16 protein-coding genes are annotated in these 13206 nt (G+C 60.8%); 13 read left to right on the top strand and 3 right to left on the bottom strand.

All coding sequences use genetic code 11. The features are described 5' to 3' along the window. Positions 1–92 precede the first annotated feature (92 nt). The 3 genes from MchiMG62_RS05035 to MchiMG62_RS05025 are packed head-to-tail and all read right to left on the bottom strand — an operon-like array spanning position 93 to position 2532. A complete protein-coding gene (locus MchiMG62_RS05035) occupies positions 93–326 on the bottom strand; it encodes a heavy-metal-associated domain-containing protein (RefSeq protein ID WP_221058158.1) in 234 nt (77 codons plus the stop codon). A gap of 23 nt (positions 327–349) precedes the next feature. Continuing rightward, entirely contained in the window at positions 350–2209 is a 1860-nt protein-coding gene (locus tag MchiMG62_RS05030; protein WP_221058157.1) for a heavy metal translocating P-type ATPase, read from the bottom strand. A 20-nt stretch (positions 2210–2229) separates the two neighbouring features. Beyond that, on the bottom strand, positions 2230–2532 hold the full coding sequence (locus tag MchiMG62_RS05025) for an iron-sulfur cluster repair di-iron protein, ric (protein ID WP_221058156.1): 303 nt from the start codon (positions 2530–2532) through the stop codon (positions 2230–2232). A 450-nt stretch (positions 2533–2982) separates the two neighbouring features. Between MchiMG62_RS05025 and MchiMG62_RS05020 the strand changes: the two genes are divergently transcribed. The 13 genes from MchiMG62_RS05020 to MchiMG62_RS04960 all read left to right on the top strand — a co-directional run bounded on the left by MchiMG62_RS05020 (position 2983) and on the right by MchiMG62_RS04960 (position 13148). Beyond that, positions 2983–3969, top strand: coding sequence for an ABC transporter substrate-binding protein (locus tag MchiMG62_RS05020; protein ID WP_221058155.1), 987 nt, complete (start codon positions 2983–2985; stop codon positions 3967–3969). A gap of 129 nt (positions 3970–4098) precedes the next feature. Beyond that, on the top strand, positions 4099–4875 hold the full coding sequence (locus MchiMG62_RS05015) for an ABC transporter permease (protein WP_221058154.1): 777 nt from the start codon (positions 4099–4101) through the stop codon (positions 4873–4875). A gap of 1 nt (position 4876) precedes the next feature. Beyond that, positions 4877–5638 (top strand): ABC transporter ATP-binding protein, encoded by a 762-nt coding sequence (locus MchiMG62_RS05010; protein ID WP_221058153.1) that lies wholly within the window; start codon positions 4877–4879, stop codon positions 5636–5638. Between the two features lie 61 nt (positions 5639–5699). Continuing rightward, positions 5700–6212: a 50S ribosomal protein L16 gene (locus MchiMG62_RS05005; protein WP_054848291.1), complete on the top strand. Its 513-nt coding sequence runs from the start codon at positions 5700–5702 to the stop codon at positions 6210–6212. Between the two features lie 102 nt (positions 6213–6314). After that, positions 6315–7154 (top strand): fumarate hydratase, encoded by an 840-nt coding sequence (locus tag MchiMG62_RS05000; protein ID WP_221058152.1) that lies wholly within the window; start codon positions 6315–6317, stop codon positions 7152–7154. Further along, the gene (locus tag MchiMG62_RS04995; protein ID WP_221058151.1) at positions 7151–7708 is read left to right on the top strand and encodes a FumA C-terminus/TtdB family hydratase beta subunit; all 558 of its coding nucleotides are present in this window, start codon (positions 7151–7153) and stop codon (positions 7706–7708) included. Before MchiMG62_RS05000 ends, MchiMG62_RS04995 begins: the two co-directional genes overlap by 4 nt. Then, positions 7705–7977: a 4Fe-4S dicluster domain-containing protein gene (locus MchiMG62_RS04990; protein ID WP_221058150.1), complete on the top strand. Its 273-nt coding sequence runs from the start codon at positions 7705–7707 to the stop codon at positions 7975–7977. Before MchiMG62_RS04995 ends, MchiMG62_RS04990 begins: the two co-directional genes overlap by 4 nt. Further along, positions 7974–9074 carry a 2-oxoacid:acceptor oxidoreductase subunit alpha gene (locus MchiMG62_RS04985; protein ID WP_244987806.1) on the top strand — a complete coding sequence of 367 codons (1101 nt, stop codon included), beginning with the start codon at positions 7974–7976 and terminating at the stop codon, positions 9072–9074. The genes MchiMG62_RS04990 and MchiMG62_RS04985 overlap by 4 nt, the downstream gene beginning before the upstream one ends. Next, complete coding sequence (locus MchiMG62_RS04980; RefSeq protein WP_221058149.1) at positions 9071–9859, top strand: thiamine pyrophosphate-dependent enzyme; 789 nt, start codon at positions 9071–9073, stop codon at positions 9857–9859. The genes MchiMG62_RS04985 and MchiMG62_RS04980 overlap by 4 nt, the downstream gene beginning before the upstream one ends. Then, complete coding sequence (locus MchiMG62_RS04975; protein ID WP_221058148.1) at positions 9856–10386, top strand: 2-oxoacid:ferredoxin oxidoreductase subunit gamma; 531 nt, start codon at positions 9856–9858, stop codon at positions 10384–10386. Before MchiMG62_RS04980 ends, MchiMG62_RS04975 begins: the two co-directional genes overlap by 4 nt. A gap of 4 nt (positions 10387–10390) precedes the next feature. Continuing rightward, positions 10391–11476 carry a succinate--CoA ligase subunit beta gene (locus MchiMG62_RS04970; RefSeq protein WP_221058147.1) on the top strand — a complete coding sequence of 362 codons (1086 nt, stop codon included), beginning with the start codon at positions 10391–10393 and terminating at the stop codon, positions 11474–11476. Next, positions 11473–12339, top strand: coding sequence for a succinate--CoA ligase subunit alpha (gene sucD / locus MchiMG62_RS04965; RefSeq protein WP_221058146.1), 867 nt, complete (start codon positions 11473–11475; stop codon positions 12337–12339). The genes MchiMG62_RS04970 and sucD overlap by 4 nt, the downstream gene beginning before the upstream one ends. Then, the gene (locus MchiMG62_RS04960) at positions 12336–13148 is read left to right on the top strand and encodes a DNA integrity scanning protein DisA nucleotide-binding domain protein (protein WP_221058145.1); all 813 of its coding nucleotides are present in this window, start codon (positions 12336–12338) and stop codon (positions 13146–13148) included. The genes sucD and MchiMG62_RS04960 overlap by 4 nt, the downstream gene beginning before the upstream one ends. Positions 13149–13206: the final 58 nt, after the last annotated feature.

Below are 13206 nucleotides of genomic sequence, written 5' to 3'. Positions count from 1 at the left end.
ACAGGTGCGGAACGCGCCGTCGAGCCTGCGGACCTGCTCCCGAAGGGGAGGGGGATGAAGCAGGAAGCCCCTCCCAACAGGCGCGGGGCAATTCACTTATCTTTAACTTGAGATTTTAGAACAACGTATCCAAGCGCGGTAATGGCCTTTTCGACATCCCCGATGGATATTTTTTCAGTATCAAAGTCAAATTTTACTTTGCTTGAGTTAAACAGCACCTTTACGCTATCTTTATCCACACCGGCCAAAGATTTTGTTGCTTTTTCAATCTTCTGAACACATGACGGGCAAGCCAATGTTTCTAATTGAATCGTTGCTTTTTTCATGTTCATCTCTCCTTATTCTAATATCATAATTGGTAACGGAGAAGCCGCATCCCGTTTAGAATCACGGCTAATATGCTTGCTTCGTGTACCAGCATCGCTATAGACATGTTCATCCATTCACTTAAAAATACACTTGCAAGCAGGATCAGCACAACTCCTACTGCGATAACAATATTCTGGTGCATATTAGCAGCTGTTGCTTTTGTTAAGCCCAGTGCGTGTGGCAAGCGACTGAAATCCGAATTCATCAGGACGACGTCCGAGGTCTCAATTGCGACATCTGTGCCGCTTCCCATAGCAATTCCGATCTGTGCCAGAGCCAGAGAGGGGCTATCATTCACTCCGTCTCCAACGAATGCCACTATATGACCTTTAGTTTTTAATTTTTCAATATATTTCGACTTATCTCCCGGTAACATATGTCCGTGCGCTTCTGTCAGCCCCAGTTCACCCGCCACCAGATCAACTGTCCCCTGGTTGTCTCCCGAGAGAACTACCAGATTTTTAACGCCCAATTTCTTTAATTTTTGCAGGTCTTCTTTTACGCCCGGGCGAATCTGGTCACGGATACCCATCAGTGCTTTTAGTTCACCATCGACGGATATTAAAACGAGTGAGTTTCCGTTCTTTTCGAATCGGGCAATATCTGCACGGGCCTTTTCAGCTAAATGAACATTCTCCCGCTCCATGAGCGTAACATTGCCTACCGCAACCCTATGTCCCTCGATGTAAGCGACAATTCCGGCGCCTTTTACAACATCCGTTCGTTCTACTCGACATAATGTCGTATCACCGATATGTTCTACAATCGCGTTGGCCAGGGGATGGTCCGATTCTTTTTCAACGCTTGCAAGGTAAGCTAATACCCCTCCAACGTTGTCTGTGTAAAATTCTTTGTCTGCGACTTCAGGATTGCCTATTGTCAACGTACCTGTTTTGTCGAAAACGATTGTATCAACCCTGCTAAAATCCCCAATAACTTCACTGCCTTTTAAAAGAACGCCGTGCCGTGCTCCGTTGCCAATGCCCGCTACGTTTGAAACAGGTACGCCGATAACCAGTGCGCCGGGGCATCCCAGAACTAACAATGTAATGGCCAGTTCAACATCTCGTGAAAATAACCATGTGATAATTGCAAGCCCTAAAACTGCCGGAGTGTAGTATTTAGAAAATCTGTCAATGAAGCGTTCCGCTTCGGATTTTGAATCCTGCGCTTCTTCAACTAACTCTATAATTCTGCCAAAAGTAGTATCTTCACCTACACGGTCGGCAACAATTTGAAGCGTTCCATTCTCCAGAATCGTTCCGGCATATACGCCCGAATCTTTCTTTTTGCCAACCGGGACAGACTCGCCGGTGATACTTGCCTCGTTAATGTGGCCTTCTCCCGACAGAACGGTTCCATCAACAGGAACTTTCGCGCCGGTTTTCACCAGTAAGATATCGCCGACGTCAACCTCATCCACTAATACTTCTTCAAATACACCATTCTCCATCTGTTTTAAAGCGCTCTCCGGCGCCATCTCCGTCAGCTCTTTTATGGCCGAACGCGTCTTGTTCAATGTCCGCTGTTCCAGAAAAGCGCCAAACAAGAATAAGAAGGTGACAATGGCGGACTCCTCAAAATTTTGAAGGAGAAACGCCCCGATAACCGCGACGGTAACTAAAACATCGATACTGACGACTCTAATCTTCAATGCCTGATAGGCCTGAATTGCAATAGGCGCAATCCCTAACATTGAGGCGATAGCCAGGAACCAGATAGCTACGGTCTCATTTTGAAAACCCAGTCCACTGATAAATCCGAAAACGATTAAGATGGCGCTGATCAGCGTTATATGATTTTTCTTGCTGAGTATAAACCTCTGCACAAATCTCACCATCTTCTCTGCATTATAACGATTTAAGCACGGTATGCCCTATCCAGCTCGGCCAACATACTGTAAACAGCCTCATAACTTTCGCACACATCTCCCGGGACTGTGTATGTATCCGTAATCTCCCGCAGTTTGGCAAACTCTTCGTTTAACTCGGGTTTATCTGAACCTGCGTCTTTTGTTTTCTTAACGATTGTATCAAACAATTTGCGAACTTCATGAAATTCCGGGTGATTTCCCCCATGAACTCTTGCTACAATCGGCACATACTGTTTCAATGTCTGAAGATGCTTTTTCATCGCCTCGTCAAATGTTAAGTCATTTGTCATTTTTTCTTCCTCCGGTTTTTACAGATTGATTGTTTCCGGCAACCATATCCGGGCATCCAACTCATGTACGGTAGATTACAGTAGGATACTGTAGGTTAAGTAAGAGGTTGTCCCGAAAGGATCTCCGGACCTTCGATACGCCCTTATCAGAGCGCTGATTTCCCGGATATATTCCCGGGCAAAGATGGTGAAACGCCGTTCCATTGGGTATGCGCCTGGACGGGGGAGGGACCGGGAGGGGGGCCCCGGTAGAGGCATCCGGGGACGACCTCACCCGGCAAAGTGCGCCTCCGCCTCCACATTACCTCGCACCCGTTTCTCCAATAGGGGAAAATGTCGAACAAATTTTAATATCATAGTATAATTATACTGCCAATTTTCGACACTACTATATACCGACAGCGTTGATGATTACTCATTATACAGTAACCCATACTGATGGAGATACGCATGAAGCAACTTACTGCAATTCTTCTGGCCGTGGCCCTGGTCGCGGCGTTCACATTTGTAAGCGGATGCACCGGAACAAATACCGGCGACGTGACGCATCTGCGGATCGGCTACCAACCGAGCACCCATCAGGTCGCCCACGTGACCGCGATGGAGAAGGGATGGTGGCAGGAGGACCTCGCACCCTTCGGCATCACGCAGGTGACCGACTACAACTTCCCCACCGGCGCGCCCGAGATGCAGGCGATGCTCTCCGGGGACCTTGATATCGCCTACGTCGGCGCCGCCCCGTTCATCGCGGCCGTGAGCACCGGGCTCGACGCGAAGATCATCGCAGCGGTGCAGACTCAAGGATCCGATCTGGTACTCAGGAACGAGGTTCCCTATACGGGCCCTGCAGACCTCGTCGGCAAGAAGATCGCCACCTTCCCACCGGGAACGATCCAGGACACCATCCTGCGATCCTGGCTTGAAGAGAACGGCGTCGACCCCGCAAGCGTCACCATCGTCGCCATGGACCCCGGCGCCGCAACCACCGCCATCTCCGCCGGCCAGGTCGACGGCGTCTTCCTGCCCCACCCGTCTCCGTCCATCATCGCGGCGGAGGGCACGGGGAGGACCGTGGTGCAGTCGGGCGAGATGATGAAGGACCATGCCTGCTGTGTCCTCGTGGCGAGCGGTTCTTTGATCCGCGAGCACCCCGAGATCGTCGAGCAGATCGTGAAGACGCACATCAGGGCGACGGAGTACAACCTCGAACACCCCGACGAGGCCGCATCCATCTACTCCGCAAAGACCGGACAGAACGTCGAGACCGTGAAGGCATCCTTCCGGGACTGGGACGGCACCTGGACCGCCGACCCGAACGTCATCACGACCTCGGTGGTCGAGTATACGAACCTCCAGTACGAGCTCGGCTACATCAACAAGCCCCTGACCCAGGACGACCTCTTCGACCTCTCGTTCTACGAGAAGGCCCGGGCATAACCCGGGACCTCTCCATTTCTTCTCCAAAAGTATCTTTTACGGCGATGCCGATGAAGTAATAGAAAAGGTTCCTGAGGTGATCGGCCAGCGATCCACTCCGGCACCCGTCATGAGCAGCGGAATAGAACCATGAAGCAGCAGACACAGAAACGACTCCTCGGCATCGCAGCGGTCGCCGTCGTGGCGATAGTATGGCAGATCATCGCCGAGTACGTGGTGGGGCGATCATTCATCCTCCCGAGCGTCACCGACGTCGCCAGCGCATTCATAAACCTCCTCGGGTCCGGCACGCTCCTCACCGACCTTGCAGTGAGCCTCGAACATTTCGGGATCGGGATCATCGCGGCGTTCATCCTCGGCGTCCCCCTCGGGATCCTGATGGGATGGTTCCGGGTGGCGGACCACCTCCTCGACCCGATCATCGAGACCCTCCGCCCCATCCCGCCGCTCGCCTGGATCCCGTTCGCCATCATCTGGTTCGGGCTCACCACCCAGGCGGCAGGCTTCGTCATCTTTGCAGGAGCGTTCTTCCCGATCCTGACCGCGACCTACGCCGCGTTCCGGGACGTCCCGAAGGTCTTCGTCGAGGCGGGCAAGGTGCTCGGGTGCGACACCTCGTTTGAGCTGATCCGCCATGTCGCCCTGCCCGCCGCCGTCCCGGCGATCGCCTCCGGCGTCAGGATCGCCATGGGTGTCGGCTGGATGTGTCTCGTGGCCGCCGAGATGTTCGGCGTCTCCACCTACGGCCTCGGCTACCAGCTCTGGCATAACTACTACCTCCACCAGATGCCCAATGTCGTCGTCTACATGCTGATCCTCGGATTTACGGGGCTCATCATCGACCGCATCTTCAGGAACTACGTCGATAAGCAGCTCCTGCGGTGGCGGGCAGGAGAGGTGGCCTGAAATGAGCGGAGTCTCGGTCGCGAACGTCGGCAAGGCCTTCCCGAAGGAGGACGGCACCTTCACGCAGGCGCTCGAGGGCGTCAACCTGGAGATCGGCGATACTGAGTTCATCTGCCTGGTCGGGCCGTCGGGGTGCGGGAAGACGACGCTTCTCCGGATCATCGCCGGACTCGAGACCGCGACCACCGGAAGCGTGACCGTCGACGGCCACGCGGTCACCGGCCCGGACCCGAAGCGCGGGATGGTCTTTCAGGAGTACTCCCTCTTCCCCTGGCGGAGGGTGATCGACAACGTCGCCTTCGGCCTCGAGATGAAAGGCGTCGCAAAAGAGGAGCGGCGGCGGACGGCCGACCGCTACATCGAGATGGTCGGCCTCTCCCAGTTCCGGGACGCCTACCCCTACGAACTCTCCGGGGGGATGCGGCAGCGGGTGGCGATTGCACGAGCGCTCGCAAACGACCCCGACGTTCTCCTCATGGACGAACCGTTCGGGGCGCTGGACGCCCAGACCCGGAACAGGATGCAGAAAGAGCTCCTCTCCCTCTGGGAACAGACGAAGAAGACGATCGTCTTCGTCACCCACAGCGTCGACGAAGCGGTCTACCTCGCCACCAGGATCGTCGTCCTCTCCCCAAGGCCGGGTTCCGTCCGGGAGGTCATCGAGATCCCCTGGCCGCACCCGCGGGATCGCACCAGTGCAGAGTTCGCAGAAGTCCGGCGAAGGGTGCTCCGGATGATCGACGAGACCGAAAACACCCAGTAAGGTTTATTAGAAGACATCTCCATTTTATAAAGCACTCAAAGATCGGCAGGAGTTTTTAACGATGGTACGAAAACCAGCGAAGATGTACAGGAATCTCGCAAAGAAAGCATATACACGCAGGGAATATATGGGCGGCGTGCCGGGCAGCAAGATCGTGCAGTTCGATATGGGCAACCTCACCGAGAGTTACCCGGTCGAACTCTCCATCGTCGCCGAGGAGACCTGCCAGATACGCCACACGGCCCTTGAGGCCGCCCGTATCGGCATCAACCGGCAACTCCAGAAGGAGGTCGGGAGGGCAAACTTCCACTTAAAGATCCGGACCTTCCCGCACCACGTTCTCCGCGAGAACAAGCAGGCGACCGGCGCAGGTGCGGACCGTGTCTCGGAAGGCATGCGACTCGCCTTCGGGAAAGCCGTCGGCACCGCGGCGCGAGTGGAGAAGGGCCAGAAGGTCTTCTCCGTCTGGACGAGCCCGCAGTATGTCGAGAAGGCCAAGGTCTCGCTCAAGCGCGGCACGTACAAACTTCCGACTCCCGCAAGGATTGTCGAAGAGCGGGCGCCGACAGCATAAACCCACATCACTTCCCATCTTTTTTCCGGGGAACTCCCCGCAGGCGGCGTATCCGTTACCGGGAGAAATATAGGTATTTATAGTCTCTTCCCACCAGTATACATGATGGTTAATCCGGCAGATCCGGCGCTTTCGAGCGCACTGGCAGACGCCACAGAGAGAGCGCTGCAAGAGGCCGAGATCCGGCTGCCCCCCGATGTGCTCGCGGCGCTCCGGAGGGCGGCGGCAGCCGAGAGGGACGAGATCGCACGCCGGGAACTCGGCAACATTCTCGAGAACATCGCGCTCGCAGCGGAGCGGCAGGTGCCGATCTGCCAGGATACCGGCGTGCCGGTGGTCTACCTCACCCTTCCGCCCGACGTCCCGTTCTCACCCGCCCTCTTTGACGGGGTGCGGGAAGGGGTGCAGAGAGCGACGGCCGCGATCCCCCTCCGTCCGAACGTCGTCGACCCCCTTACCCGGGAGAATACCGGGGACAACACCGGTGTGGGGATGCCTGCGGTCCACGTGACGCCCGGGGAGAGGCTCACGGTGACGGTTCTCCCGAAAGGCGCGGGTTCCGAGAACGTCTCGAGGATCGGGATGCTCCTCCCCTCGCAGGCAGGGGAGATCCCCCGCTTCGTCGCGGAGACGATGCTTCTTGCGGGAGGGAAACCCTGCCCCCCCGTGATCCTCGGCGTCGGGATCGGCGGGACGTTCGATATGGCGGCCGCGCTTGCAAAGGAAGCGCTCCTCCTCCCGGTCGACACCATGGACGATTACGAGCAGGAACTCTGCGACGCAGTCAACGCCCTCGGGATCGGGCCGATGGGGCTCGGCGGCGACACGACGGCGCTCGCAGTGAAGGTGAAGCGCGCCGGCTGCCACACCGCCTCCCTCCCGGTGGCGGTGAACGTGCAGTGCTGGGCCTGCCGCCGGGCGACCGTGGAGGTGAAGCGGTGAATCTCCGGACACCGCTCGGCGCCGAGGTGCTCGACCTCCGGGCAGGGGATACGGTCACCCTCTCGGGGACGATCTACACCGCCCGGGACGAGGCTCACCTGCGGATGATGGAAGAAGGCATCCCCTTCGATCCGGAGGGCGCCGTGGTCTACCACTGCGGCCCGGTGGTGCAGGACGGCCGCCTCGTCGTCGCCGGCCCCACGACATCCGCCCGGATGAACAGGCTCACGGGATTTCTCATCGACGCGGGCGTCCGCGCCCTCGTCGGCAAAGGCGGCATGGGGCCTGAGGTGGTCGAGCAACTCCGGGGGCGCGGAGTCTACCTCGCGCTCACGGGCGGGTGCGCCGCGCTCGCCGCCGCACGCATGCGCCTGTCCGGCGTCTATTTCGAAGACCTCGGCATGGCCGAGGCTGTCTGGATAATCGAGGCCGATCACCTGCCGCTGACGGTCGGGATCGACGCCCACGGTGGCGATCTCTTCCGTGCCGTACGCGAGAAAGCGAAAACACAATTTCACCAGCGATTCAATATCAACCAGGATACCGTCTCATGAAACTCGTCATCGATGAAAGCCGCTGCAAAGGATGCAATCTCTGCGTGCTGGTCTGCCCCTACGGTATATTTCGGGAGGGAACGGAACTCAACAGCCGGGGAATCGTGGCCCCGGTCCTCGACCGCCCCGAACGGTGTGCGAACTGCAGGCTGCAGGCCCTCTACGGCAGGATGCTCTGCGGGGTCTGCCACATGATCTGCCCCGACCAGGCCATCTCCTGGGTCGAAGAGAAGCCGTTCGAACCGCACAAAGTGGAGGTGGAGTTTTGAGCAGAACCGAGTTCATGCAGGGGAACGCCGCGTGCGCCGAGGGGGCGCTCGCCGCCGGGTGCAGGTTCTTCGGCGGCTACCCGATCACGCCGTCGACCGAGATCGCCGAGACGATGGCCCGGAGACTCCCGAAAGCCGGCGGGGTCTTCATCTCCATGGAGGACGAACTCGCGAGCATCGCCGCCGTCATCGGCGCCGCCTGGACGGGGGCGAGGGCCATGACCGCGACGAGCGGTCCCGGGTTCTCGCTGATGATGGAGAATATCGGCTACGCGGCCATGACCGAGACGCCGTGCGTCGTCGTCAACATCCAGCGCGGCGGCCCGAGCACCGGGCAGCCGACACGGGCGGCGCAGGGGGATATGCTCCAGTGCCGGTTCGGGTCGCACGGCGACTACAGCACCATCGCACTCACCCCGAACTCCGTCCAGGAGATGTTCGACCTGACGGTGAAGGCGTTCGACCTCGCGGACCGGTTCCGGGTCCCCACATTCCTGATGTCCGACGAGATCGTCGGGCATATGCGCGAGCGGGTAACCATCCCCGACGCGGTCGAGGTCGAACGCCCCCGCCCGCTCGCGGAGGGGAGCCTCCCCTTCGAGGCAGGGGACGACGGCGTCCCCGGGTTCGCACCCTTCGGCTCGGGGAGGGCCGTCCACGTGACCGGCCTTACCCACGACGAGCGCGGATACCCGGACACGACCGATCCCGAGGCGCACGATAAACTTGTGCGGCGGTTGGTCGCGAAGATTGAGTCGGCACGCCGCGATATCGCCGACTACGAGGTTGTAAACCCCGACGCCGAGACGGTCTTCGTCACCTACGGCCCGCCGTCGCGGACGGTGGAGCAGGTGATGCGCGACCGTCCCGACGACTCGATCGGGCACCTGCGCCTCCGCGTCGTCTGGCCGTTCCCGGAGTTCGCCCTCAAGGTCTTCCCGAACGCCAGGACCTTCCTGATGCCGGAACTGAACATGGGCCAGATGGTGCGGGAGGTCCAGCGCCACGTCGACCAGCCGGTCATCTCCATCCCGAAGATCGGCGGCGAACTGCATACCCCCGCCGAACTCGTGCGGGTGCTGGAGGTGTACCGATGATCGCGCCCGACTGGTTCCGGGAAGACCGCCTGCCGCACATCTACTGTACCGGGTGCGGGAACGGGACGATCATCAACTGCACCCTCGCGGCGGTCGAGGAGATGGGCTGGAAACGGGATGAGACGGTCTTCGTCTCCGGGATCGGGTGCTCCTCCCGCGCTCCCGGCTACATCCTCACCGACTCGCTCCACACCACTCACGGCCGGGCGCTCGCGTTCGCTACGGGCGTGAAGATGGCGCGGCCGGACCTGCACGTCGTCGTCTTCACGGGAGACGGCGACCTCGCCGCCATCGGCGGGAACCACTTCATTCACGCCTGCCGCCGGAACGTGGACATGACCGTGATCTGCATGAACAACCACATCTACGGCATGACCGGCGGGCAGGGGAGCCCGACGACCCCGCCGGGAGCCATATCGTCGACAACGCCGTACGGGGCGAGCGAACCGGCCTTCGACCTCGCGGAACTCGCCGTCGCCGCCGGCGCGAACTACGTCGCCCGCTGGACGTCCTACCACGTCAAGGAACTGACGAAGGCCGTCGCCGCCGGGATGCAGACGCCGGGGCTCTCCTTCATCGAGGCGAGAACCCAGTGCCCGACCAACTACGGCCGCCACAACAAACTCCGGACCGTCCCGGCCATGATCGAGCATCTCCGGAGCCACGCGATACTCGTCGCGAAGCGTGATCGGCTGGTCGCGGAAGGAAAGCCGATCCCCGAAGGGACGTTCACCGTCGGGGAACTCGTCCGGCGGAACCGGCCGGCGATGGGGGTGCAGAGATGAGGCACGAGATCCGGTTCTCGGGATACGGAGGACAGGGGATCATCCTCTCCGCGGTCATCCTCGGGCGGGCGGCGGCGCTCTACGACGGCAAATACGCCGTCCAGACGCAGGTCTACGGCCCGGAGGCGCGGGGCGGGGCCTCGATGGGGCAGGTGGTGATCGATGATACGCCGATCCTCTACCCCGAGGTGACCGAACCGGACATCTACGTCATCATGTCCCAGCAGGGGTTCGAGAAGTATGGAATTCGTGCCGGAGAGGACGCGGTCATGCTCATCGATGCCGACCTCGTCCGGTCGCGGCCGACCTGCCGTTACTACGAGATCCCGGCGACATCGGAGGCGAAAGGCACTCTCGGGCGGGAGATCGTCGCGAACATCGTGATGATGGGCGCTCTCGTGACCGCAACCGGGGTCGTGAGCAGGGAGGCGATCGAGCGTGCGGTGCTCGACAGCGTCCCGAAAGGCACCGAGGAACTGAACTTGAAAGCGCTAAAGCGGGGATTCGAACTCGGAGAACGAGCGTGAACCTATGAAGTTACTGGAATACGAGGCAAAACGGGTCTTTGCAGAGTACGGGATACCGGTCCCGAAAGGGGTCGTCATACGGGCGCCGGAGGAGGTCGCGGCACACCTGCCGGACCTCGGCGACGGTGTGGTCCTGAAAGCCCAGGTGGACGTCGGCGGGCGCGGCAAGGCCGGCGGCGTCCTGATGGCCGACCGCGCGACGGCGGCCGAGACCGCCCGGGAACTCTTCTCCCGGGAGATCAAGGGCGTCCCGGTCAGGGAGATCCTCGCAGAGGAGCGCCTCCCCATCGAGCACGAGTACTACGTGAGCATCGCCGTCGACCGGTCGAGCAGACAGCCGGTGGTGCTCTTCGCCGACGCCGGCGGTGTGGAGATCGAGAAGATGGCGGAGGAGGACGAGTCCGCCGTACGGAGGGTCGTCGTATCCCCCCTCCTCCGCGACATCCCGCCGTTCCTGATGCGGGAGCTCCTCGGCGGCGCGCCGAAGGAACTCGCGCCCGTCATCAACAGCCTCTACCACGTATTCCAGGGGAAGGATGCCATGCTTGCGGAGATAAACCCGCTCGTGACGACGGCACGGGGGGTCTACGCGGCGGACGCGAAACTGATCATCGACGACAACGCCCTCGCCCGCCAGGGGATAACCGTCAACCGCGACCTCTCGGAGCGCGAGCGCGAGGCCGAGAAGCACGGCTTCTCCTACGTGGAACTGGACGGAACCATCGGGGTCATCGGCAACGGCGCCGGGCTCACGATGTCGACGCTCGACCTGATCGAGTTTTACAACGGCCGGGCCGCGAACTTCCTCGACGTCGGGGGCGGCGCCGACCAGGAACGCGTGATGCACGCCGTCAAACTCGTCGCGAGCATGCCCGGGGTCAACGTGATCGTCGTCAACCTCCTCGGGGGCATCACCCGGTGCGACGAGGTGGCGAAGGGGATCATCGCCGCCGGCGTCGCGCCGACGGTCATCGTCCGGATGGCCGGGACGAACGAGGAGGAAGGCCGGCGGCTGCTCGCCGAATGCGGCTACCGGATGCTCGAGAGCATGGATGCTGCCGTGAAAGCGGCGATGGAGGTCGCAGAATGATCTACGGAGACAAAAATCTCGGCGTGATCGTCCAGAACATCACCGGCAAGCAGGGGACGTTCCACACGGAACTGATGAACGCCTACGCCCGCGAGGTCGGGGGACGGGGCGTCGTCGCGGGGGTTGCACCCGGGAAGGCCGGGAGGGAGGTTCACGGCGTCCCGGTCTATAACACGGTCCGCGAGGCGCTCCGCGAGCACGACGCGACCGCAAGCGTCGTCTTCGTCCCGGCAGGCGCTGCCGGCGACGCAGTCATGGAGGCGGCGCACGCGGGGATCGAACTTGCCGTCGTCATCACCGAGCACATCCCGGTCCATGACGCTATGTCGGCGATCGCCTACGCGAAACTCCACGACTGCACGGTCATCGGCCCGAACTGCCCGGGCCTCCTCTCACCGGGAGAGTGCAAACTCGGGATCATGCCGGCACACCTCGCCCGCCGCGGCAACGTCGGCGTTGTCTCCCGGAGCGGCACCCTCACCTACGAGGTGGTCGACGAGCTCACCCGCGCCGGCATCGGCCAGAGCACGGTCGTCGGGATCGGCGGCGACCCGGTGATCGGCCAGACGTTCGTGGACGTCCTCGCGCGGTTCGAGGAAGACCCGCAGACGAAGGCCGTCGTCGTCATCGGCGAGGTGGGCGGCAACCTCGAGGAGGAAGGCGTCCGGTCGACCGATCTCCCCGTCGTCACCTACATCGCCGGCGTGAGCGCCCCGCCCGAGAAGAGGATGGGCCACGCCGGCGCGATCATCGAGGGAGGCGAGGGCGACGCCCGATCCAAGGTCCGGCGGCTCCGAGCCCTGAACATCCCCGTCGCGTCCCGTCCATCGGAGATACCGGGGCTGATCCGCGAGGTCGTATGAACGGCGACCTGATGCTTGCAACTGCCTGCGACGTGGCGGAGAAGATCGGGGCGCGGGCGGTCGTCTCGTTCGTCGAACCGGCCCCGGTTCTTGCAAAGGTGCCCGATATCCCGATAATCCGGGTGCAGGAACTCCAGCTCGACGTTTTAAAAGACCTCACCATGCACGATATCCTGGAGGTGAGCGAGCGGCATATGCTCGACGCCGCCGTCCACCTCTACCTCCGGCGCAACCTGGAAACCGGCCTCGTCGTCGGCGTCTTCCCCTACGCCGTCATCCTCTACGACATCGAGGAGGGGAAGAACTTCATCAACCTCAAAGACTTCTCCGACATCGTCCCCCGCGAGGTGCTCCATGCGGCTCTCTCGCTCGCCCTCGAGATCGCGGTCGAGGGGAGGGAGGGTAGAGCCATCGGCACCGCGTTCATCATAGGAGACCCGGAGGAGATCTTCCGGCACTCCCACCAGGCGATCCTCAACCCCTACCAGGGGCAGCCCGGAACACTCCGGGACCTCAAGAACCGGGACAACTGGGAGAGCGTCAAAGAGTTCGCCCAGCTCGACGGGGTCTTCGTCATCGATAAAACCGGCGAGGTGCGGGCGGCGGGCCGCTACCTGGACGTCACCGGGCGGGGCATCTCTCTCCCCGGGGGTCTCGGGGGGCGGCACCGCGCAACCGCGTCCATTACCCACGAGATCCCGGTCATCGGCATCACGGTCTCCGAGAGCGGAGGCATGGTGCGCATCTTCAGGGACGGGCAATGCAAGATCAGCATCCGTTCCGATATCCGCCTCCGTAGTGACGGTTAGAAATGGTTATATGAATTGCAATCATTTCTCTTATCATACTTTAGAACTACGGTGGATT

Origin of the sequence: Methanoculleus chikugoensis, assembly GCF_019669965.1 — an archaeon.
Taxonomy (GTDB): domain Archaea; phylum Halobacteriota; class Methanomicrobia; order Methanomicrobiales; family Methanoculleaceae; genus Methanoculleus; species Methanoculleus chikugoensis.
Note: the sequence above shows the minus strand (reverse complement) of the source record. Positions and strands in the feature narration are given on the sequence as shown.

Coding starts and splice junctions, on each gene's coding strand:
- MchiMG62_RS05010 (WP_221058153.1), top strand. CDS start 4,877: ATGAGCGGAGTCTCGGTCGCGAACGTCGGCAAGGCCTTCCCGAAGGAG.
- MchiMG62_RS04980 (WP_221058149.1), top strand. CDS start 9,071: ATGATCGCGCCCGACTGGTTCCGGGAAGACCGCCTGCCGCACATCTAC.
- MchiMG62_RS05030 (WP_221058157.1), bottom strand. CDS start 2,209: ATGGTGAGATTTGTGCAGAGGTTTATACTCAGCAAGAAAAATCATATA.
- MchiMG62_RS05015 (WP_221058154.1), top strand. CDS start 4,099: ATGAAGCAGCAGACACAGAAACGACTCCTCGGCATCGCAGCGGTCGCC.
- MchiMG62_RS05005 (WP_054848291.1), top strand. CDS start 5,700: ATGGTACGAAAACCAGCGAAGATGTACAGGAATCTCGCAAAGAAAGCA.
- MchiMG62_RS05000 (WP_221058152.1), top strand. CDS start 6,315: ATGATGGTTAATCCGGCAGATCCGGCGCTTTCGAGCGCACTGGCAGAC.
- sucD (WP_221058146.1), top strand. CDS start 11,473: ATGATCTACGGAGACAAAAATCTCGGCGTGATCGTCCAGAACATCACC.
- MchiMG62_RS04975 (WP_221058148.1), top strand. CDS start 9,856: ATGAGGCACGAGATCCGGTTCTCGGGATACGGAGGACAGGGGATCATC.
- MchiMG62_RS04990 (WP_221058150.1), top strand. CDS start 7,705: ATGAAACTCGTCATCGATGAAAGCCGCTGCAAAGGATGCAATCTCTGC.
- MchiMG62_RS05035 (WP_221058158.1), bottom strand. CDS start 326: ATGAAAAAAGCAACGATTCAATTAGAAACATTGGCTTGCCCGTCATGT.
- MchiMG62_RS05020 (WP_221058155.1), top strand. CDS start 2,983: ATGAAGCAACTTACTGCAATTCTTCTGGCCGTGGCCCTGGTCGCGGCG.
- MchiMG62_RS04960 (WP_221058145.1), top strand. CDS start 12,336: ATGAACGGCGACCTGATGCTTGCAACTGCCTGCGACGTGGCGGAGAAG.
- MchiMG62_RS04970 (WP_221058147.1), top strand. CDS start 10,391: ATGAAGTTACTGGAATACGAGGCAAAACGGGTCTTTGCAGAGTACGGG.
- MchiMG62_RS05025 (WP_221058156.1), bottom strand. CDS start 2,532: ATGACAAATGACTTAACATTTGACGAGGCGATGAAAAAGCATCTTCAG.